The 21,589-nt window shown below is 62.1% G+C and carries 18 protein-coding genes; 9 read left to right on the top strand and 9 right to left on the bottom strand.

Annotation, left to right across the window (positions count from 1 at the left end; all coding sequences use genetic code 11):
* Window positions 1-43 precede the first annotated feature (43 nt).
* The 6 genes from A6D6_RS11795 to A6D6_RS11770 all read left to right on the top strand — a co-directional run bounded on the left by A6D6_RS11795 (window position 44) and on the right by A6D6_RS11770 (window position 9,286).
* Window positions 44-916 carry an SDR family oxidoreductase gene (locus A6D6_RS11795; protein ID WP_159660836.1) on the top strand — a complete coding sequence of 291 codons (873 nt, stop codon included), beginning with the start codon at window positions 44-46 and terminating at the stop codon, window positions 914-916.
* A gap of 27 nt (window positions 917-943) precedes the next feature.
* Entirely contained in the window at window positions 944-2,554 is a 1,611-nt protein-coding gene (locus A6D6_RS11790; protein WP_133493559.1) for an acyl-CoA carboxylase subunit beta, read from the top strand.
* A 176-nt stretch (window positions 2,555-2,730) separates the two neighbouring features.
* Window positions 2,731-3,888 (top strand): acyl-CoA dehydrogenase family protein, encoded by a 1,158-nt coding sequence (locus A6D6_RS11785; protein WP_159660835.1) that lies wholly within the window; start codon window positions 2,731-2,733, stop codon window positions 3,886-3,888.
* Between the two features lie 193 nt (window positions 3,889-4,081).
* The gene (locus tag A6D6_RS11780; RefSeq protein ID WP_133493557.1) at window positions 4,082-4,885 is read left to right on the top strand and encodes an enoyl-CoA hydratase/isomerase family protein; all 804 of its coding nucleotides are present in this window, start codon (window positions 4,082-4,084) and stop codon (window positions 4,883-4,885) included.
* Between the two features lie 251 nt (window positions 4,886-5,136).
* Window positions 5,137-7,089, top strand: coding sequence for an acetyl/propionyl/methylcrotonyl-CoA carboxylase subunit alpha (locus tag A6D6_RS11775; RefSeq protein ID WP_159660834.1), 1,953 nt, complete (start codon window positions 5,137-5,139; stop codon window positions 7,087-7,089).
* Between the two features lie 367 nt (window positions 7,090-7,456).
* Window positions 7,457-9,286 (top strand): long-chain-acyl-CoA synthetase, encoded by a 1,830-nt coding sequence (locus tag A6D6_RS11770; protein ID WP_133493555.1) that lies wholly within the window; start codon window positions 7,457-7,459, stop codon window positions 9,284-9,286.
* Window positions 9,287-9,356: 70 nt separating this feature from the next.
* Here A6D6_RS11770 and A6D6_RS11765 read toward each other — a convergent pair whose 3' ends face one another.
* Window positions 9,357-10,982, bottom strand: coding sequence for a class I adenylate-forming enzyme family protein (locus tag A6D6_RS11765; protein WP_159660833.1), 1,626 nt, complete (start codon window positions 10,980-10,982; stop codon window positions 9,357-9,359).
* Window positions 10,983-11,174: 192 nt separating this feature from the next.
* On the opposite strand from A6D6_RS11765, the gene A6D6_RS11760 reads away from it, so the two are divergent.
* Window positions 11,175-12,350: a C4-dicarboxylate TRAP transporter substrate-binding protein gene (locus A6D6_RS11760; RefSeq protein ID WP_133493552.1), complete on the top strand. Its 1,176-nt coding sequence runs from the start codon at window positions 11,175-11,177 to the stop codon at window positions 12,348-12,350.
* Window positions 12,351-12,358: 8 nt separating this feature from the next.
* Here the strand turns inward: A6D6_RS11760 and budA are convergent, their stop codons facing one another.
* Window positions 12,359-13,147 (bottom strand): acetolactate decarboxylase, encoded by a 789-nt coding sequence (gene budA / locus A6D6_RS11755; protein WP_159660832.1) that lies wholly within the window; start codon window positions 13,145-13,147, stop codon window positions 12,359-12,361.
* Between the two features lie 249 nt (window positions 13,148-13,396).
* On the bottom strand, window positions 13,397-14,341 hold the full coding sequence (locus A6D6_RS11750) for a LysR family transcriptional regulator (RefSeq protein ID WP_133493550.1): 945 nt from the start codon (window positions 14,339-14,341) through the stop codon (window positions 13,397-13,399).
* 128 nt (window positions 14,342-14,469) lie between these two features.
* Between A6D6_RS11750 and A6D6_RS11745 the strand changes: the two genes are divergently transcribed.
* Window positions 14,470-15,339 carry an SDR family NAD(P)-dependent oxidoreductase gene (locus tag A6D6_RS11745; RefSeq protein WP_133493549.1) on the top strand — a complete coding sequence of 290 codons (870 nt, stop codon included), beginning with the start codon at window positions 14,470-14,472 and terminating at the stop codon, window positions 15,337-15,339.
* Between the two features lie 718 nt (window positions 15,340-16,057).
* Here A6D6_RS11745 and A6D6_RS11740 read toward each other — a convergent pair.
* The 3 genes from A6D6_RS11740 to A6D6_RS11730 form a co-directional block, all read right to left on the bottom strand.
* A complete protein-coding gene (locus A6D6_RS11740) occupies window positions 16,058-16,507 on the bottom strand; it encodes a phasin family protein (RefSeq protein WP_133493548.1) in 450 nt (149 codons plus the stop codon).
* Window positions 16,508-16,626: 119 nt separating this feature from the next.
* Window positions 16,627-16,911: a hypothetical protein gene (locus tag A6D6_RS11735; RefSeq protein ID WP_236564091.1), complete on the bottom strand. Its 285-nt coding sequence runs from the start codon at window positions 16,909-16,911 to the stop codon at window positions 16,627-16,629.
* 2 nt (window positions 16,912-16,913) lie between these two features.
* On the bottom strand, window positions 16,914-18,134 hold the full coding sequence (locus A6D6_RS11730) for a DUF445 domain-containing protein (RefSeq protein WP_133493547.1): 1,221 nt from the start codon (window positions 18,132-18,134) through the stop codon (window positions 16,914-16,916).
* 296 nt (window positions 18,135-18,430) lie between these two features.
* Here A6D6_RS11730 and A6D6_RS11725 point away from each other — a divergent pair, with 296 nt between their 5' ends.
* Window positions 18,431-19,186: a hypothetical protein gene (locus tag A6D6_RS11725; protein ID WP_159660831.1), complete on the top strand. Its 756-nt coding sequence runs from the start codon at window positions 18,431-18,433 to the stop codon at window positions 19,184-19,186.
* A gap of 229 nt (window positions 19,187-19,415) precedes the next feature.
* Here A6D6_RS11725 and A6D6_RS11720 read toward each other — a convergent pair whose 3' ends face one another.
* The 3 genes from A6D6_RS11720 to cmoA all read right to left on the bottom strand — a co-directional run bounded on the left by A6D6_RS11720 (window position 19,416) and on the right by cmoA (window position 21,518).
* On the bottom strand, window positions 19,416-19,727 hold the full coding sequence (locus A6D6_RS11720) for a hypothetical protein (RefSeq protein WP_159660830.1): 312 nt from the start codon (window positions 19,725-19,727) through the stop codon (window positions 19,416-19,418).
* A gap of 91 nt (window positions 19,728-19,818) precedes the next feature.
* Entirely contained in the window at window positions 19,819-20,787 is a 969-nt protein-coding gene (cmoB, locus tag A6D6_RS11715) for a tRNA 5-methoxyuridine(34)/uridine 5-oxyacetic acid(34) synthase CmoB (protein ID WP_159660829.1), read from the bottom strand.
* Window positions 20,787-21,518, bottom strand: coding sequence for a carboxy-S-adenosyl-L-methionine synthase CmoA (gene cmoA / locus A6D6_RS11710; RefSeq protein ID WP_236564090.1), 732 nt, complete (start codon window positions 21,516-21,518; stop codon window positions 20,787-20,789). The genes cmoB and cmoA overlap by 1 nt, the downstream gene beginning before the upstream one ends.
* Between the last annotated feature and the right edge of the window lie 71 nt (window positions 21,519-21,589).

Below are 21,589 nucleotides of genomic sequence, written 5' to 3'. Positions count from 1 at the left end.
GTGACATTTCAGCCGACCACACAGCTATAAAGGACTGTTACCCATGCCCTACCGTTCCGTCTTTCGGGAAAACCTGTTCGCCGACCGCAACATCATTGTCACCGGCGGCGGTTCCGGTATTGGTCGTTGCACCGCGCATGAATTGGCGGCGCTCGGCGCCAGGGTGGTACTGATCGGCCGCGGCGAAGACAAGTTGCGCGAGGTGGCCGAGGAAATACAGCAGGACACCGGCCGCGAAGCCCTGTATTTCAGTTGCGACATCCGGGAAGAGGAACGGGTGCGCACGACGGTGGCGGAGATCTACCAGGCGGTGGGCCAGGTGCATGGTCTGGTCAACAATGCCGGCGGCCAGTTTCCCGCACCGCTGGCGCTGATCAGCCAGAAAGGCTGGGAAACGGTGATCCGCACCAACCTCACCGGCGGCTTCGTGATGGCCCGGGAAGTGTTCACGCAAGGTATGAACCAACACGGCGGCGCCATCGTCAACATCGTCGCCGACATGTGGGGCGGCATGCCCGGCATGGGGCACTCCGGCGCCGCCCGCGCCGGCATGGACAACTTCACCAAGACCGCCTCGGTGGAATGGGGATGCTGCGGCGTGCGGGTGAACGCAGTAGCCCCGGGATGGATTGCCTCCTCTGGCATGGACACTTATCCAGAAGCGTTCCAGAACATTCTCAAAACGCTGCGCTCCGCGGTGCCGTTGAAACGCATGGGCGTGGAAGCGGAAGTATCCTCGGCGATCTGCTTCCTGCTCAGCGATGCCGCGGCCTTCATCAGTGGCGACACGCTGCGTATCGACGGCGGCGCCAGCCAGGGCAACGTGGCGATTTTCCCGTTGCCGGAACATAAGCGCAGCGAGCCCTTCGACGGCTTCCACCGCGCCATCACGCCCGCCATTTTCAAACAAGACTGAATCCGCGAATACTGACAGGACCCGATCATGCCCGTACTGGAAACCAGCCTGGACGTCAACAGCGACAGCTTCCGCGAAAGCCGGGAGGCCATGCTAAAGGCCGTGGAGGAGTTCCGCGCCATCGAGCAGGGCGTGGTGGACGCCTCGGAAGCCAAGCGCGCTAAATTCGAGAAACGGGGCCAGTTGCTGCCCCATGAGCGGGTCGCCCGTCTGCTCGATCCAGGCTCGCCGTTTCTCAGCCTGATGAATCTGTCCGGCTATCGCATGCACGATGACAAGGACGGAACCGAGGCCGGCGGCGGCAGTATTGCCGGGATCGGTTATGTGGCCGGCGTGCGCTGTCTGGTGACCGCCTCCAATTCCGCCATCAAGGGCGGCACCATTACCCCTTCCGGCCTGAACAAAACGTTGCGCCTGCAACGTATCGCTCTGGAAAACAAACTCCCCGTGGTGAGTCTGGTGGAATCCGGCGGCGCCAATCTGAACTACGCCGCCGAGGTCTTCGTGGAAGGCGCGCGGACCTTCGCCAACCAGGCCCGGCTGTCCGCCGCCGGTATTCCGCAAATCACCGTGGTGCATGGCAACGCCACCGCCGGCGGCGCTTATCAGCCGGGTCTTTCCGACTACGTCATTCTGGTCCGTGACCGCGCCAAGATGTTCCTGGCCGGCCCGCCATTGCTGAAAGCCGCCACCGGTGAGATCGCCACCGACGAGGCGCTGGGTGGCGCTGAAATGCACACCGGAGTGGCCGGTACCGCCGAATATCTGGCCGATGACGATGCCGACGGCATCCGTCAGGCGCGGGACCTGATGGGGGTACTCGGCTGGCGCGACGATGCGCCGGCCGCCGGGGATTGGGTACCGCCCCGCTATGACGAAGAGGAACTGCTGGGCGTGGTGCCCAGCGACGCCAAGAAACCCTACGACGTACGCGAAGTGATCGCACGGATCGCCGACGATTCCAACTTCGTCGACTTCAAGAACGACTGGGACGGCGCCACCGTATGCGGCTGGATCGCTATCGAAGGTCAACCCGTGGGCGTACTGGGCAATAACGGGCCGATCACGCCGCGCGGCGCGGCCAAGGCGGCCCAGTTTATTCAATTGTGTGACCAGAGCAGTCGACCGTTGCTGTTTCTGCACAACACCACCGGCTTCATGGTCGGTACCGACGCCGAACGCAACGGCGTGATCAAGCACGGCTCGAAGATGATCCAGGCGGTGGCCAACGCCCGGGTGCCGAAAATGTCCATTGTCATCGGCGGCTCCTATGGCGCCGGCAACTACGCCATGTGCGGCCGGGGCCTGGATCCGCGCTTTATTTTCGCCTGGCCCAATTCCCGCGTGGCGGTGATGGGCGGCCAGCAGGCCGGCATGGTGCTGCGCATCGTCGCCGAAGCCAAACAGCGGGCCAACGGTATCGAACCGGATGAGAAAGTGCTGGAGATGCTGCAGCAAAGCACCGCGCAGAAACTGGACGCGCAATCCACCGCGCTCTATGGCACCGCCCACTTATGGGACGACGGCATCATCGATCCGCGCGATACCCGCCGGGTGCTGGCCTATGTTCTGGATATTTGCCGTCAGGCGGAACACCGCCAGCTCAATGGCAACACCTTTGGCGTGGCAAGACTATGAATGAAGTTGACAGTTAACAGTGAATAGTTAATGAGCCGCTGTGGGAGCTTGCTTGCAAGCGAATGGGGTTCGCTCGGACGTTTAGTGATATTCGCTTGCAAGCAAGCTCCCACAGTGGCTAAAGAATCAGCCTGGACGTCAGTCAAATCGAATAGAACACATAGCAGGAGTGTGTCATGAAATTCAGTCAAGAACATGAAGAACTGCGCCGCACGGTACGCCAATTCGTCGACAAGGAAATCAACCCGCATGTAAAGGAATGGGAGGCGGCGGGCCGTTTTCCGATCCATGACGTGTTCAAGAAAATGGGCGACCTGGGTCTGCTCGGCGTCACCAAGCCGGTGGAGTACGGCGGCATGGGGCTGGACTATTCCTACGGCATGGTGATGAGCGAGGAGATGGGCACGGTGCATTGCGGCGGTGTGCCGCTGGCGGTGGGCGTGCAGACCGACATGGCGACGCCGGCCCTGGCCCGCTTCGGCTCTGATGAATTGCGTCGGGACTATCTCGCTCCCGCCATCGCCGGTGACATGGTGGCCTCCATCGCCGTTTCCGAGCCGCAGGCCGGTTCCGATGTGGCGGCGGTGAAAACCACGGCGAAAAAAGACGGTGATGACTACGTCATCAACGGCACCAAGATGTGGATCACCAATTCGCCCAGCGCCGATTTCTTCTGCCTTTTGGCGAACACCTCCGATGACAAGCCGCACATCAACAAATCCCTGATCGTGGTCCCCAAGGACGCCGCCGGCATCACCGTGGACAAACCACTGGACAAACTGGGAATGCGTTCCTCGGAAACCGCCCAGGTATTTTTCGACAACGTGCGCGTGCCGCAACGCAATCTGATCGGCCAGGAAGGCATGGGTTTCATGATGCAGATGATGCAGTTCCAGGAAGAGCGTCTGTTCGCCGCATCCAACAGCCTCAAGGGCATGGAACACGTAATCGACGAAACCATCGAGTACGCCCGCGAGCGCAAGGTGTTCGGCATGAGTCTGCTGGACAATCAGACCGTGCACTTCCGCCTGGCTGAACTGCAAACCGAGGTGGAAGCTCTGCGCGCCCTCACCTACCGCGCCTGTGAGCTCTACATCAACGGCAAGGATGTGCTGCAGCTGGCGTCCATGGCGAAATTGAAAGTAGGCCGCCTGGCCCGGGAAGTCGCGGACTCCTGCCTGCAGTTCTGGGGCGGCAACGGTTTCATGTGGGACAACCCCGCCAGCCAGCTGTACCGCGACGGCCGGCTCGGCTCCATCGGCGGCGGCGCCGACGAGATCATGCTGGGCATCATCTGTAAGACCATGAATACGCTGCCGGGCAAGAAACGCTGATTGGGACACGCTTGCACGCAGCACGCTTACACGCAACACGCAACACGCAAAAAGACATACTCGGGCAAAGACTTGTGGTTGCCCGGCGTTGCCAAGCGATGTGCCGTTTCCAGGCCCGTATTCGCTGCAAGTATGGCGTGCCAGCGTGCAAGCGTGATGCGTGCAAGAGAATAACCCACGAACGAGACCAACTATGACGCTACCTGAAACCGAAACGATCACCCTGAACCCTGACGGCTCTGTCCTGTTCGTCACCCTGAACCGGCCGCAAAGCCGCAACGCCATGAGCCTGACCATGGTCGATGAGCTGATGGCGGCGTTCGACTGGGTGGAAGCCAATCCGGAGGTTCGCGCCGTGGTGTTGCGTGGCGCCGGCGGCCATTTCTGCGCCGGCGGCGATATCAAGGACATGGCCGGCGCCCGTCAGCAGGCGGCGGCCGGCGACGATCAGGCGTTCTTCACCCTGAACCGGCGTTTCGGCGCCATGGTCAGCCGCGCCGAAAGGCTGCCAGCGGCCCTGGTGTGCGTGCTGGAAGGCGCCGTGCTCGGCGGCGGTTTTGGTCTGGCCTGCGTTTCCGACGTGGCGCTGGCCGCCGGTGATGCCCGCTTCGGATTGCCGGAAACCGGCCTCGGCGTGATCCCGGCGCAGATCGCCCCGTTCGTGGTACGCCGCATCGGCCTGACCCAGGCCCGCCGGCTGGCACTCACCGGCGAACGCTTTGATGGCCACGGCGCCCGGGCCCTGGGCGTGGTGCATGAAGTCGCCGATTCCACCGAGGAGTTGGAGCAGCGGTTGCGGCATACCCTGGAACAAATCCTTCGCTGCGCCCCCCACGCCAACCGGGTGACCAAGCAATTGGTGCTGAGCGTGCAGGAGCGGCCCCTCGACGCGGTGCTCGATCAGGCCGCCAGGGACTTCGCCGACGCCGTCACCAGCGAGGAAGGCCAGGAAGGCACACTGGCGTTCGTGCAGAAACGGGCACCGGATTGGACGTGATGCCGGACGAGCGGTTCACAGGGCCTGCAATTCGCTTGCACGCCTACACGCAACACGCTTTCACGCCATACTTGCAGCGAATACGGGCCTGGAAACGACACACTGCTCGGCAGCGCCGGGCAACCACAAGTCTTTGCCCCAGTATGTCTTTTTATGTGTTGCGTGTTGCGTGCAAGCGAATTACCAGACACCAGCGCTCCTCTCCATACCAGAAAGAACCGCGATGACATAAAGCAAAGGAAACCAACGCCATGAGCTTCGACAAAATTCTGATCGCCAACCGTGGCGAAATCGCCTGCCGCGTCATCGCCAGTGCCCAGGCTCTGGGGTATCGCACGGTGGCGGTGTATTCCGAGGCGGATCGCGATGCCCTCCATGTACGGCTGGCGGATGAAGCGCTTTGTATCGGGCCGGCCAATGCCACCGCCTCCTACCTCAACATCGACGCTCTGCTCCATGCCTGCCGCCGCAGCGGCGCCGATGCGGTACACCCGGGTTACGGCTTCCTTTCCGAGAACGGCGACTTCGCCCAGGCCTGCGAGGACGCCGGTATCACCTTCATCGGCCCGCCGGTGGCCGCGATCCGGCTGATGGGCTCGAAACGGCTGTCGAAAATCGCCATGGAAGAAGCCGGTGTGCCTTGTGTACCCGGTTACCAGGGCGAGGACCAGAGCGACGAGACGCTGCTGCGGGAAGCGCGGCGGATCGGTCTGCCGCTGATGATCAAGGCCAGCGCCGGCGGTGGCGGCCGTGGCATGCGCGTGGTCACCGACGAAGCGGAGATTCCGGCGCAGTTGAACAGCGCCCGCCAGGAAGCCCGCAACAGCTTCGGCAACGACGAGCTGATTCTGGAGCGGGCGGTGAGCACGCCGCGACACGTGGAAATTCAGGTGTTCGGCGACCGCCATGGCAACGTCATTCATCTGGGGGAACGGGACTGCTCGGTACAGCGCCGTCATCAGAAAGTGGTGGAGGAAGCCCCTTCCCCGGCCCTGGATGACGCCCTGCGGCAACGCATGGGCGACGCGGCCGTCAACGCCGCCCGCGCCTGCGGCTATGTGGGCGCGGGCACAGTGGAATTCCTGCTCGGCACCGACGGTGAGTTCTACTTTCTGGAGATGAACACCCGTCTGCAGGTGGAACACCCGGTTACCGAACTGGTCACCGGCCAGGACCTGGTGGCCTGGCAATTGAAAGTGGCCGCCGGGGAAAGCCTGCCGCTGACCCAGGATCAGGTTGTTCTGAACGGCCACGCCATGGAAGTTCGCCTTTACGCCGAGGACCCGGCCCAGGGCTACCTGCCCCAGACCGGCCCGGTACGACGCTGGCGTCCCGCCGGTGGCGAAGGCGTGCGGGTGGATCACGGCCTGCGTGAAGGGGATCAGGTGGGCAGCCACTACGACCCGATGCTGGCCAAGATCATCGCCCACGGCGCCACCCGTGACGAAGCCCGGCGCCGCTTGCTGCGGGCGGTGGAAGACACGGTGCTGGCCGGCGTCAACGATAACCGCGCGTTCCTGGCCGCCATTTTACGCCACCCGGTGTTCGCCGCCGGTGACGCCACCACCGCCTTTATTGGCGCCGATTTCGCCGACGACCCCAGTCTCACGCCGACAACGCCCGGCGATGCCTTGTGGTCGGTGGCGGCACTACTGCTCGCCCGGCAACAGGACCGGCGCCCGGCCGGGCCCGGCCGTGGCTGGCAATCCAGTATCCTTGGCGCACAGCCGCTGACATTGGGATGTGGCGAGCACAGCCGGACCCTCACGCTTCGCGGGGACCGGGTCGACGGTGAAATGACGGTGATTCCGCGGGAGGTGAATGACCACTCCGTGATCGCCGAAGTGGATGGCATCCGCCGCCGCTTCCAATGGTGCCAACACGGCGACCAACTGTGGCTGCAACAGGGCGCCGACAAAGCGTCCTTCCAGGATCTGACCCACCTGCCCGCCGCCAGCCTGGACGGCCCCGGCTCCGGCCGGCTGAGCGCGCCCATGGACGGCGCCGTGGTGAGCCTGTCCGCCAGCGTTGGCGACCGGGTACAGCGCGGCCAGGTGCTGGCGGTGATGGAGGCGATGAAGATGGAGCACGTGCTCAAGGCCGACTGCGACGGCACCGTGACCGAGGTAGCGGTGGCGATGGGCGATCAGGTGCGGCGCCAGCAGTTGCTGGTGCTCCTGGAAGCGGACACCGGCCCGGCCTGACGCGGTTGCCCGGCGGTCGGGCAAATGCTCTGATCCGCGGGCTGTGTTTGAATGGCGACTGGCGTGGGGTTTCCTTGCCATGTTTGGTGAAGTTTTAACCAATCAACGCGGTGACCGGCGGGTCCGTTCGATCACTGCTTGCCCGCCTCCGGAGCGCCGGTTATGGTAGCCCCCATTAGCGGTCAACTTACGATTGTTCGCCGCGAATATTTGGTCATCTCCGAGTTATCACGAGCCCCCTCCTCCATCGCCGGAGAAGGCGGCCGCGCGCCCTCGGAGAAGCCCTTTTCAGCCCTTTGCTGGTAGTGGACTCCCGGCGCGACCCGGGTATTCCAAGAACATTAGAGAATCAGAGAGTGGAGATGCCATGAGCAGCGCCGACGTCATTACGTTGCCGAAGATTCTGTCGAAGGTTCCCGAGATCCTTGCCAACCTGCCCGGGCTGTTGAAGGGCTCAAAAATGAGCAAGATCACCGACACCACCAAGCCGCTGGGGCTGGGTGTCGAATTCGAGGCCGCCACCGCCGCCAACCCCAACGGCATTGCCGTTATCCATCAGGACACCGAACTCACCTACCGGCAATTCAACGCCTGGGCCAACCGTATCGCTGATTACTTCGCCTCCATTGGCCTGAAGAAAGGCGACACCGTGGTGGTGGATATCGAGAACCGTCCGGAACTGGTGGCCACGGTGCTGGCCTGCGCCAAACTGGGCATCTGCGCCGCCCTGGTGAACACCTCCCAGCGTGGCAAGGTCCTCACCCACAGTATTAATCTGGTGGAACCCAAGGCCGCCATCATCGGCGGCGAACTGATCGACGCCGTCGAGGAAATCCGCGACGAGCTGGATCTGAAAACCAACTTCTTTTACCTGGCCGATGCCGACACCCTGCAGAACCCGGGCGAAGCGCCGGAGGGCTACAAGAACCTGGCCACCGAGATCCAGAACTGCTCCAGCGAGAACCCGGCCGGCACCAATCAAAGCCGCCTCAAGGATCCGCTGTTCTACATCTATACCTCCGGCACCACCGGTCTGCCGAAGGCGGTGGTTTTCAACCACGGCCGCTGGCAAAAGGCGTTCGGGGCTTTCGGCTATTCCGCCGTGCGCCTGGACAAGGACGACCGCCTCTACTGTACCCTGCCGTTCTACCATGCCACCGGCATGGTCATTTGCTGGGCCTCGGTGATCGCCGCCCGTGGTGGCCTGGTGCTGGCACGCCGGTTCTCCGCCAGCCGCTTCTGGGACGATATCCGTCAGCATAACTGCACCGCGTTCGGCTATGTCGGCGAGTTGTGTCGTTACCTGCACGAACAGCCGCGCAAAGCCGACGACAGCAACAACCGCGTGCATACCATTGTCGGCAACGGTCTGCGTCCGGGTATCTGGAAAGACTTCAAGGCACGTTTCGGTATCGAGCGCGTGGAGGAGTTCTACGCTTCCTCCGAGGGCAACGTGGCCTTCACCAACGTATTCAATTTCGACAACACCGTGGGCTTCTCCCCGGTCAGCTACGCCATCGTCAAGTACGACAAGGAAGCGGACCAGCCCATGCGCGACGCCAAGGGCTTCATGATCAAGGTGGGCAAGGGCGAATCCGGCCTGATGCTCGGCGAGATCACCGACAAGACCCCGTTCGACGGCTACACCGACAAGGAAAAAACCGAAAAGGCGATTTTCCGCGACGTGTTCAAGAAAGGCGACGCCTGGTTCAACACCGGCGATATGATGCGCGATATCGGCTTCCGACACGCCCAGTTCGTGGACCGCCTCGGCGACACCTTCCGCTGGAAAGGGGAAAACGTCTCCACCACTGAAGTGGAGCAGATACTGGACGGCTTTGAGTCCATCGTCGAGTCCGTGGTGTACGGCGTGGAAATCCCCGACACCAACGGCCGCGCCGGCATGGCCGAGCTGCGTCTGGACCGCCCCCATGATGACGTGGACTTCCAGGCTCTGTGCGACTACCTCAAACGCGAGCTGCCGCCCTACGCCATTCCGGTGTTTCTGCGCATCACCGATCACGAAGTAGAAACCACTGGCACCTTCAAACACCAGAAAAACAAGCTGAAGGACGAAAAGTACGATCTCGGCAAGCACAGCGATCCGGTCTACGTGCTGCTGCCCGGCGAGAGCTGCTACCAGCGCCTCAACGAAGACACGCAGAAAGGCATCGACGGCGGCGAATATCGTTTCTGAGTCTGTTTGTCGTTATTCTTTCACCCTCTCCCTAACCCCTCAAGGGAGAGGGTGAAAACAACCGCCGTCCCTACCCCACCTCATCCCGCAACTGTCGTTTCAGTATCTTGCCCACCGGATTGCGGGGGATCGCATCGACGATGCGCAACGCCTCCGGCAGCTTGTACAGGCTCATCCCGGACTCACGAAGGAAACCGCGGATGTCTTCCAGGGAGAGCGGCGACGCCGGCTCCCGCGGCACCACGCAGACACATACCCGTTCCCCCATCACTTCATCCGGTTGCGGAATCACCGCCGCGTCCAGTACCGCCGGGTGCGCCTGCACCGCGTTCTCCACTTCAGCGCTGGAAATATTGAAGCCGCCCCGAATCACCATGTCCTTCTTTCGATCATGGAAACCGACATGGGACCGATCCCGAATCATGAACAGATCACCGGTACGAAAGTAACCATCGTCGGTGAACGCTTTTTCGGTCAGATCCGGCCGCTTGAAATAACCGGCGAACAAACTGGGGGCCCGGTAACACAATTCACCGATCTCCCCCGGCCCGGTCACTTCCCGATCGTCGTCATCGAGCAGCTTGACGCTTACCCCATCCACGCCGGACGGCCAGTGGCAGCCGGCCCTGCCCCAGAACGGCAGGTGATCCACCCGCCGCTCCAATTCCGGTACATCCGCCGGTCCGGCAATCAGGCAGGTGCCTTCGTTCTGCCCCCAGATGTTGATGATCTCAATGCCCCAGCGGCGTTTGAACTCCCGCAGCGTCCACAGTGACGGCGGCGCCGAGCCGGTGGTGATGGCGCGCACCGAGGACAGATCAATCCGGTCCACGTCCGGCAGCTTGGCGATCATGTTCAATACCGCCGGCACCAGAATGGTGAAGTGAATGTCCTGCTCGGAGAGTTGCTCCAACAACACCGGCATGGTCAGAGGATGATGCAGCACCAAGGTACCGGCGGAGACCAACCAGGACACGTAATTGACACCGAGAGCGGTCATGTTGACCAGCGGCGCCACGCACAGTTGCCGGTCTCCTTCCCGCAGCCCGGAGGTCCGCATCAGCGGACCGATATGGGAGAACCAGCTGTTGTGGCTCATAGGACAGCCCTTGGGTCGCGACTCGGTCCCGGAGGTCCAGCACAGGGTGAAGATATCATTGGCGTCCACCGTCACCGGCGGCGGCGGCCCCACCGGCCCTTCGGCAATGGCGGTCAGCTCCGCCAGGGACAGACACTGCTCGAAGCCCAGCGTCCTGCCCATGGCGATGTAGTCAAAGCCCTTGGCGTGATCGGCGGCGATGTACAGGCGGGCTTCGGTAAGCTCCCGCACATAGCCCACATCGGTGGCTCGCCATTGCAACGGCAGTGCGGTGAGAACCCCACCGGCGCGGGCCACCGCCAGATAGAGCATGGCCAGTTCCCAGACATTGGGAAGCTGGGCCACCACGATATCGTCCTTTCCAAGTCCACGCCGGGCCAGTTCCGCGGCGGTGGCGTCCACCGCCCGGCCAAACGTCCGGTAGTTCAATGACCGGGCCGCCGTACCGACCAGATCCGGCCGGTCAGGTGGATCCACCACCGCCTCACGATCCGGGTTGGCCGCGCGGTTCTGGTCGAATTGCTCCAATAAGGTGCGTTGGCCCCAACGCCCCTCATCGAGGTAGTGATCGATCCACTGCCGGGAATGCAAAATCATGACTTGTCCTTGTTATTGCCCTGCCTGTCCCATTAAACCCCCTGGCCACGCCGTGACCATCGTCGGATCGAACGATGTCGGCGCGGATGTCACCAGAGCCGGATAATCGTCCATTCCGACGACGTTAATTGCCTCTCTCCACCGACAGGATGAAAGGCCCATCCCGGGTCATATAAGAAGGAGAACATTCCCATGTCGGTATTTCGTTCATGGGGCGCGACCTCCCGTCGCGGCCCCGCTTTCCCCACCCTGCTTGTCACGCTCGCCGCCCTGCTGTTGACTTCCGGCGCCAACGCGGAACAGCTGCGTTTCGCCACCGGATCAGCGCCCAACTCCATCGGCGGCCTGTCGGCGGAACATTTCGCCAAGTCCCTGAAGGAATACTCCGATGGCGATCTCACCGCCAAGGTTTATATGATGTCGCTGCTCAGCTTCGCGGAGATGTCCGGCGGAGTGGAAAAAGGCATGACCGACATCGGCTCGATGATCTACCCCTATTTCCCGTCCGAGTATCCGCGCACTAATCTGGTGGCCGAACTGACCATGCTCACCGATCTGATGGGCGCCCCGAAATCCCTGTCCAACCTGGCCTACGCTGGCGCGGTCAGCGAGTTCGTCTTCGAGCACTGCCCGGAATGCGTCGCGGAATGGGAAGCTCACGATCATGTGTTCAGCGGCGGCTCGGCGGCGTCTCCCTACTATTTTCTCTGCAACAAGCCCGTGGATACTCTCAAGGACCTCAGCGACAAGCGGGTCCGCGTGGGCGGCGCGCAGTGGGCCCGGGCGGCCGAAGCGCTGGGCGCCACGCCGGTGACCATGTCGGTGAACGAGATCTACGAGGGCCTGAGCCAGGGTGCAGTGGACTGCACCATGCAAGCGGCCGCGGAGCTGATCAGCTTCAACCTGATGGAGGTCACCACCGACATTACCCTGGGCGCGCCCCTTGGTATCTATGGCGGCCTGTCCCTGAGCACCAACCGGAAAGTCTGGCAGGGGCTCACCGAGACACAACGTAAAGCGCTGCTGCACGCCGCCGCCGACTCCAACGCACACACCACCTGGAACTACCGGGTGGATGACGAGCGCGCACTCAAACAGGCGAAAGAAAAAGGCATCGCCATGCACGAGGCCGACGATGCCCTGGTCAGCACCGCCGAACAGTTCATCGAAAAAGACATGGAAACCATCGCCACCAACTACCAGAAGAAATACGGCGTGGACGATGCCGCGGAGATGATCGCCACCTTCCGCCCTCTGCTGGAAAAATGGATGACATTGGTCAAGGACGTGGACAGCAGCGACGCATTGGCGGACCTGTACTGGGACGAGGTTTACTCAAAAGTGGATGTCAGCCAGTACGGCCAATAAACGCGTCGTTACTTCTCCCCCCGCACGGCTCGCTGAAAGCGGGCCGTGCTTTGCGGGTCCAAACGCAGGTCGGCGTCGGCGAAGGCCTCGTCTTCCGGCAACAGCAACGTCACTCCGGCTCCCTGGTCCACCGACACGGTCAGCGCCTCGCCTCGCAAATCCAGCAGATGACCGCCCCGGCGACGCGCCCGGTCAATGAAGTGGAAGTGATAGCCGGCACCGCTGACCGCCGCCAGGTAAGCCGGCAACCGGAATCCCACCAGCGTCCCCTCCACATCGGTAAGCTCATACAGATTCTGCCCGGCCACCACCTGATCGATGGGCCGATACGGCGGCTTTTGCCGGGGCACGCTGCGCAACCTCAGAGTCTCAAACCGCCCGTCCAGCCGCACCGCGTAAACGCCGTTGGCCGATGGCAGCCGGGCATCCAGAGCACGGGCCAGGTGCGCCATTCCCCGCACTTGCGACAAAGTGAAGCGCTGATCCCGGGTAAACCGCTTTACCGTCAGAAACGGGGTTTGCTCCTGATCCGACACGGCTCTGATACGGCCTTCCGGATCAGCCTGATACACCTCGCCGCCCAGCACGATGATCTCGCCTTCCACCGGGCTCAAAGCGCCCAGGCCAAAGTCCCCCAGTGCCAGCATGCGGCTGAAGCGGGTATTACCTTCAAGTAGACCGGCGCTCAACGCGGTGGTCGGCGCCAACTGATAGACCAGATCTTCCGGCGCCAATTCCGCCCGGGCGCCCGTTGCCAACCCTGTCGACAGTAGAAAAATACCCGCCGCTTTTCTCATCCGTTTCTCCTCCAGGTTCATGAGGTCCCAGACTAGGCGGCGGCGGAACCATGAAACAGCCCCAGTACCTCAAGGCATTCTTGCCGGAGGCTCATTAATCTTTTATCTCACAATCCGCCGGCACACCATTCGCTGCCAAGGCAGCTTCCCACAAAGGGAACTACGAAGCTGCTGTTGGAAGCTGCCTTGGCAGCGAATGCAGAACACACTCGTGCCTTCAGAACAGGCGGTCGTTGAACCTATCGCGACTCAGGGCGCCGGCTCGAAGCCCACTACCTTGCCGCGCAACGCCAGATCCCAGGACGGCGGCCCCGGCAAGGACTCCGCCAGAAAGTCCACCACCGCCCGCACTTTACGCGAGAGCTGCCGTGCCGACGGGTAAACCACATGCACCGCCGAGGGTTCGAATTCATACTCCGGCAGCACCCGCACCAGATCACCGGAAAGCAGCGCGTCGGCAATGGAGAACGTCACCCCCATGGCGATACCGAGCCCCGCCTTGGCGGCCTCGGTCAGCACCTCCCCGTTATTACAGACCACGGGGCCGGCGACCGGCACCGACACCACCCCTTCCAGCCCCGACAAACGCCATTGGCGGGGCCGCTCCAGCGCGGTGAAAATCAGGCAATGATGCTCGCTCAATTCGCTCGGTTCGCGGGGTGCGCCATGGCGGCGGATGTAGGCCGGGCTGGCCACCAGCAAACGCCGGTTAGAGCACAGCCGGCGCGCCACCAGACGGGAATCCTCCAACGCGCCAATGCGAATGGCGAGATCCACCCCCTCGTCGATGAGATCAATGAAGCGATCGCTCAACTCCAGCTCGATCGACAGCTCCGGATAGCGGTCACGCAACGGCTTCAGCAACGGCACGATATGCTGCCGCCCAAACACCACCGGTGCGTTGACGCGGATAACCCCCTTGGGATGCCGGCTGGCGGCGGTGGCCTCACTTTCCGCCTGTTGCAGCTCATGCAGAACACGCTGGCCGCGCCGGAACAAGGCGGCACCAGACTCGGTCAGGGACAACCGTCGTGTTGACCGCTGCAACAGACGCACCGCCAGCCGCTCCTCCAGACGGGACACCACACGGCTCACTCCGGATGGCGTCATGCCATGCTCCTCGGCGGCGCGGGCGAAACTGCCGAGCCTGACCACACTGACGAAGACACTGATTTCCGTGGTTTCCAGGGACATGAAGACCGCCTTGCCAAACACGCATTAATGACTCGGCGTCAAAAATACCATGCGAACGGACCGATTTATCCCCATTTTGCCAAGGGGCAAAGTGAGAACCCCATTGACCATCACGAAGGTATGAATCGATGACCCCGGATCGTCGCCGCTTTCTCAAGCTGGGTACCACCGGACTGGCCGCCCTCTCCGCCGGCTCCGCCCTGGCGGACTCCCCCCTGACACCGCCGCGCCAGCGAGGCCGTTTCAACGGCAAGGTCGTCGCCATCACCGGCGCCACCTCCGGCATCGGCGCCGCCGCCGCCCGCCTGTTCGCCGCCGAAGGCGCCCGGGTCACCTTCTGCGGCCGGCGCACCGCGCTGGGCGAACAAGTACAGCGACACATCACCCGACAGGGCGGCGAGGCGCTCTATATAGAAGCGGATGTCACCCGGCCGGAACAGGTCCGAGCCTTCATCGAGCAGACCCTGGATCACTACGGCCGTCTGGACGTGGGCTATAACAACGCCGGCGAGGTGCTGTTCAAACCCCTGCATCAATTGACGCTTGAGGACTGGGAGCGCATCCATGACACCAATCTGCGCGGCGTGTTCCTGGCGATGAAGTATCAGATCCCGCCACTGTTGGAGAGCGGCGCCGGGCGCATCATCATCACCTCTTCCCAACATGCCTATGCCACGCGCCCGGGTGGCGCCGCTTATGCCAGCAGCAAGGCCGCCCTGGAAGCGCTGGCGCAAAGCGCCACTCTGGACTACGCCGCCCAGGGCCTGCGCGCCTGCGTGGTGGCGCCGGGCATCACCGATACGCCCATGTTCCGGCGCGCCACCGGCAGCAACCCGGAAGCGGTGGCGCGGGCCAATCAGTTGGTTCGTGGTGTACGTCGCATTGCCTCGGCGGAGGAAGTGGCCAGGGTGGCGGTCTGGCTGGCCTCCGATGAGGCTTCCTACATCACCGGTACATCGTTCCTGGTGGACGGGGGATTACTCAGCGGCTTCGCTTGAGATTACCCACAGCTTCTGTGGATAATCCGGTGCATAACCGGTGCGCGAAGACTCACATGCCAGACAGTACGCCACTACTTGTTTATTGGTGTGATTTTGACCGTCCCGGCGGAGGAAAAATCAGAGAGTTGGAACGGCCATACTGGTTTTCCACAGATACTGTGGATAACCCTGTTGAGAAAGTGAGGAAAACACCCCATGACAGCTTAATAAGGGGAGGTTGCGCAATTTGACGTTTTTTTGACCAATTAAAGAAATTCTTTATTTTTCAATTAGTTATAAGGCCATCTTTAAGCACTTTAGACCTTCTGGGCGGCTTTGTTACCGCCTTTCTCATCCCACCACGAGCTGTGCACAGTTTCGGACCGATTTGCCGATGTCAATAGTGAACAGACGCCAAGGTCCCGATTTTTCGCCCCCGCCCTGTTCCAGGTCATCCCTGTGGCTGAAAAGCGTTATTTTTCATAACTCGCCGCGTCCTTGTGAAGCACACCGAACGCATCTGTGGATAACTATGTGAATAAGCTGGCGATAGACGGGGGAAAAGAGCCGTGCGGCTGTCCCCGGTTTGGAATGACCGGCTTACAGTCAATCCACTGGCCAATCCATTCGCTGGCGAGCCAGCTTCCCACAGCGGTTCCATAAGCCCTCTGGGAAGCTCGCCTGCCAGCGAATACGGCGCTAATTTGGGGGACTACGGCAATCCCGGGAACACGATTTATTCCGGGTCCCGGGGTTTGGATTCGGACTCTGGTTCCTCGTCATCCATCCGTTCCAGCGCATCTGTCAGCTCCTGGACCCGGCGTTGCAACGCCTCCACTTCCCGCTTGTTGGGAATGCCCAATCGCGACAGCGCCTTGCTCAGACGGTCATCAAAGGCTTTTTCCATGCGGTCCATGGTCTCACCGGTGTGATGACGAACCCGCTCCTTGATGTCTTCCACCCGCGGGGCTTTCTCACGGGTATGCTTTTCCACCTGACGACCGGCTTCCACCAACGCATCAAAAAAACCACTGCCTTCTTCCTCCGCACGGGCAAAGGCGCCAAGCCCGGCCAGCCAGATCTGATGGGTGTATTTACGCAGATCCCGGGAAGCACCGGACAGGCTGCGCAGAGGGCCGCGTTCGTCTTTTTTTTCCTGATTATTGTCCTTGGATTGATCGGACATGATGCTTCTCCCGAAAGCGCGCACCGCCCTGGTCTTCACCGGCACGCTGTGAAAAACGCCTTACAGTATAAGGGAAAGCACTTGGGAAGGCGGGGGGAATTGTCCTACAGAGGGCGTCTTCAGGCGTCCGGACCGGGATCGTCTTCGCGGGACCGACGCCCCACCACCAGACCGCCCACGCCCTTCGCCAGATCCTTGGCCAGGCCGCTGACACGGCGGCGCAGACGCTCTTCCAGCCGCTGCCCCGCCTGCTCCAGGCGCCGGTCGATATGACGTTCCAGTGCCGGCCAGAGACGGAACTTCACCGCCAGCCCCACCACGCTCAGCGTGATCAGGGAGGAGATCAGGGCACAGCCCACCAGCAGCATCGCCAGGGTCGCCGGAGTCAGGCTCAGGGAGGTCATGATCAGGCCACCCCGAACACGAAGATCAACTGCGCCAACCCGGCCATGGCGCCAAGGAACCCCCCCACCAGAATCAGGATCCACTCATCCTCCTGGAAGGCCGGGCGCAGCAGATCCTGGAATTCCTCGGAACTGAGCGCCTGCATCCGGTCACACATCAGGCGCTCGATGATGGAGCTGCGTTCGCGGTTGAAGTTGTCGTCCTCGAACGGCTCCACCGCCAGATCCACCGCCTTGTCTTCCACCGCGCGCTTGAGGTCGGCGTAGCCACCCGGCCCTACCGTCAGCTGCGCCGCGGTACGCACCACGCCGCCACTGAGCAGCGGCTTCAGATGACGCTTGATCAACGCCTTGGTGCGGTCACCACGTGGCCCATTGACCACCTGATACATAATATTGCGCAGCGTCACCAGTTCCTCGGTGGTGAGCCGGGCAAACGATTCCGCCACGTCCTTCTGGCGTTTCAGGAACAGCCCCTGGACCCGGAATGGCCCCACCCGAACCGGATTCAGCGGCCGGAAGATCACGTTCAGGGCCAACCAGTTGGTGGCGATACCGACGATAAAGCCGAACAACGGCAGCACCCAGTTGCCGGGCACGAAAATAAACACCGGCACCTGGATCAAACCGAACAGAAAACCGAAATAGAAGCCGGAGTTGGTGACGAAGCGGAACTCGGGCTCACCCACTTCCTTGAACATCTGCACCATCAGCGCCTTATCCTCGCGCATGCGGCTGACGATCATGTGCTTCATGTCCACCAGGCTTTCCAGGTTGCGGCTAATGTCCTCGACCACATTGTCCATCACCGCGGGAATGGCTCGCCGGGCACGACTGTAAACACGGCGGCGCACCACCAGGGGGAGGTTCTCCCAGAGCACGGAGTTGCGCTCGGTCATCACCTCGTCGACGTATTCCTCCATTCGCGCCTGGATGCTTTTGGTCAGGTGGGCGGCGATTTTCTCCGGCTCCATCTCGCGGAAGAACTCATCCAGACTGCCGAGCTTCTGCAGGGTTTTCTCCACCACGATGCCGGCCATCTTCTCCACCTTGGACGGAATGATGCCCTGCCAGCCGAAGATTGGACGGATACCGATGAACTCAAGGGGGTAGAACGTCATCTGCACGGCCGCCCAGTTGGTGATCCAACCGACCGCCCCGGCAATAAACGGAATACTGAATAACTTCCAGAAGTCCGGGTGGGAAAAGAAAGAATCCAACATCTGGGTAAAGACTCCCCTGGCATCGGTTACCAACGGCACGGCGGGCGCCAGTCTGGAGTACTCTAACGATCAAGCTTCCCGGCGAACAGTTCGTGTAACCGCCGTACCGAGTCAAAACAGCCAATGTGATGTCCGAAAAGCCTGTTTAAGGTCCCGGGAACAGGTCCTAGTATAGGCACGAGGGTCGTTCCGGACACCACTATCGCGTAATTTTTGGCAACTCCACCGCCGACAAGCCATACTGCATTGTCGGGGGTTCTCCCCAATACCATCAGGCACACGTTATAAGGACAGGCATGCCCGCTTCACCCACCACCGCCGGACTTTCCGGACTGCTGCTCTACGGCACCCTGGAAACCCTGCTCAATCAGGTGCTCACCGCCCACGGCCGCGGCCGTGATCAATTGGCGGCGCTGGACGGCACCGTGGTGCGTTTACGTGGCGATCAACCGCGCTGGGTGTTGTATGTGCTGATCTACGCCGACGGTATCGAACTGCTCACCGATTATGAAGGCCAGGTGGATGTGCGTATCCGCGCCCCTCTCGGCGCCCTGCTCCACTGGCTGCTGGCCCCCAACAGCAGCAGTGAGGAACTGCGCATCACCGGCCCCGAGGATCTGCTGCTGCGGCTCGAGCAAATGATCAGCGAATTCAGCCTGTGGCCGCTGGTCCGGAACTGGCTCGATGATCACGTGCGCCTGCACGATCTGCTCGCCTTGCTGCGCCGGGAAGACCCGGCCTGGCTGGAACGCCTGGCCACCCTTCCCACCCAGGTCGGCGAACTGGCCGCTCAGTTGGCGGATCAGCGGCTGCTGCAGGAAGACCTGCTGAATGAGTTGCGGCAAATGCGCCAGGAACTGCGCCGGTCACGCCGGCTGGACCTGGCTTTTCTGCTGATCGGCCTGGGCTTGATCAGCACCGCGTTCATACGCGTCCAGGGGGACTGGCACGGCCTCTGGCAAACCCTGTCCCACGACTACCTGTCCCTGACCCTGCTCAGCCTGGGGCTGGCCCTGCTGCTGGGCAGGCTGTGGGGAAACAGGAACAGTTGACAATTGATAGTGGACAGTTGACAGCGGAAAACAAAAACAGGTGGACTTTAGCCGCTGTGGGAAGCTTGCTTGCAAGCGAATGGGGTTCGTTCAAGCGCTTGGCGACATTCGCTTGCAAGCAAGCTTCCCACAGAAAAGGCATGAGTCGACTTTGTTGATACGCAAATGGTTTTTGCACTTCCGCATTTCTTTCCGTTGCCAACTGTCCACTATCAACTGTCAACTATCTTCACCGTTCCTTCTTCCCAAAGAACTTCCCCAATCGCTCGCCGACGATCTCGCTGCCGGAGCGGGCCAGGCTGCGGCTGGTTTCTTCCAGGATTTCACGGGTGGGCAGGTTGCGAAGGCCGTCGGCGAGGCCGCGTTTGACCGCCGCTTCCACGCTTTCGCCAATCACTTCGGCGGCCTGGCGGGCCTGTTTTTCCATATCCTTTTCCAGGGTCTGGCGCAGCTTCGGCTGAAAATAGAAATGCCCCCACAGCGACACCACGATCAGCGTCAGGGCGGAACTGGACAACGCAACGATCAGAACGGACAACATGGCAACCTCGCACCCCGGGTGAATAGCGCCATGATACTCCTGTGTTCCGCCGCCGGCATGGCTGCCGGGACGGCTCGGCCGAGAGCGGCGGTCAGGGGGCTCGCCGCGCGATCATCACTGCCCGGCGCGGTGCAGGCAGCCCCTCGCGGGTACGGGACGGGTCGTCCGGGTCGAGGAAATCCGGCAACGACTGAAAGCGCATCCACTCTGTGGCGCGCTGCTCGTCGGTGGTGGTGACGCACTCATCCACACAGCGCACCTGATCGAAGCCGGTGCGTCGCAGCCAGGTCGACAATTGAGCGGTGCTGGGAAGGAAAAACACATTGCGCATGGCGGCATAGCGACCTTCGGGGATCAGTACGGTACGCTCATCGCCTTCCACCACCAGGGTTTCCAGCACCAGTTCGCCACCGGGACGAAGGGCATCACGCAATTCCAGCAGGTGATCCAGCGGCGAACGGCGGTGATACAGCACCCCCATGGAGAACACCGTGTCGAAGGCTTGCAGAGACGCCGGTAATTCCTCCATCCGCAACGGCGCGAACGAGAACGGCGCCGCCGATGCGTAGCGGCGCACGGCCAGATACTGCACCAGAAACAGGATGGTGGGATCAATGCCGAGTACCCAGTCGGCGCCGGCGCCGATCATGCGCCAGCCGTGGTAGCCACTGCCGCAACCCACGTCCAGCACGCGCCGGCCGCGCAGGTCGCTGAGGTGCGGCGCCACTCGCTGCCATTTCCAGTCCGACCGCCATTCGGTGTCGATATGCTCGCCGAAGAAGCAAAAAGGGCCCTTGCGCCAGGGGATCAGACCGGTAAGTCCCTGGTGCAGGGCCTCGGTATCCCCGGCCGCGCCGGGTTCGCCGATGGTCACCGTATCCCGGGCAAAGTCACAGGGTGCCGGCCCCGGCGGCAGCCGCTCCAGCGCCGTCAGCCAGCGCGGCAGATCCCCGTGGGGGCGTTCGACCAGACGCTCCCGGCTGAGCGCCAACACCGACTCCGCCGCTTCACCGAGGTGTTGCTCCAGGGCCTCGCCCAACACGGTCAGATAAGTCCGCATCAACGTATCGCCACCAGGGACATGAAGTTGAAGCAGCGGAACCAGACCCGCACTTCATGGTAACCGGCCCGGCGCAGCCGTTCTTCATGGGCAGCCAGAGTTTCCGGCAACAATACGTCCTCGATGGCGCTGCGCTTCTGGCTGATTTCCAGATCCGAATAGCCATTGTTGCGCTTGAACGCATGATGCCACTCGCTTTGCAGGGCGTTCTCGGCGGCGTCCTCGAAGCGGATTTTCTCCGACAGCACCAGAATGCCGCCCTCGCGGGTGGCATCGGCGAGACGCTGAATCAGCCCATCGCGCTGCTCCAGGGGAATGAATTGCAGAGTGAAATTGAGCACCGCCACCGAGGTGGGCTCGAAGCTCATCCCCGCCACATCCGTCTGGCGCAACTGGACCCGGTCCCGCAAGCCCTGATCCCGCAACAGGTCCCGCGCCTTCTCGATCATCGCCGGGGAGTTGTCCACCGCCACCAGCGTGCCTTTATCCGGCGGCGTCAGAGCCGCCATGGCCAGGGTCGCGGCCCCCAGGGAACAGCCCAGATCATAGAGGCAGGTATCCGGCTGGGCGTACCGTGCCGCCAGCACCCCGATCATGTCGATGGTGGTGGCGTAACCGGGCACCGAGCGCTTGATCATGTCGGGGAAGACACGCACCACCCGCTCATCGAAGGAAAACCGTTCGATGCGTTCGCGCTGTTGGGCGTAGATGTCGTCTCGTTGCTCGGTCATGGGGCGCTCCCGGCCGTTCGGGGAGCGCATTATGACGGAAGCGCGGGAGGGTCGAAAGTCGGACGCCGGAC

Source organism: Alcanivorax xiamenensis (assembly GCF_009846745.1).
Taxonomy (GTDB): domain Bacteria; phylum Pseudomonadota; class Gammaproteobacteria; order Pseudomonadales; family Alcanivoracaceae; genus Alloalcanivorax; species Alloalcanivorax xiamenensis.
This window is presented reverse-complemented; position numbering and strand designations above follow the sequence as displayed.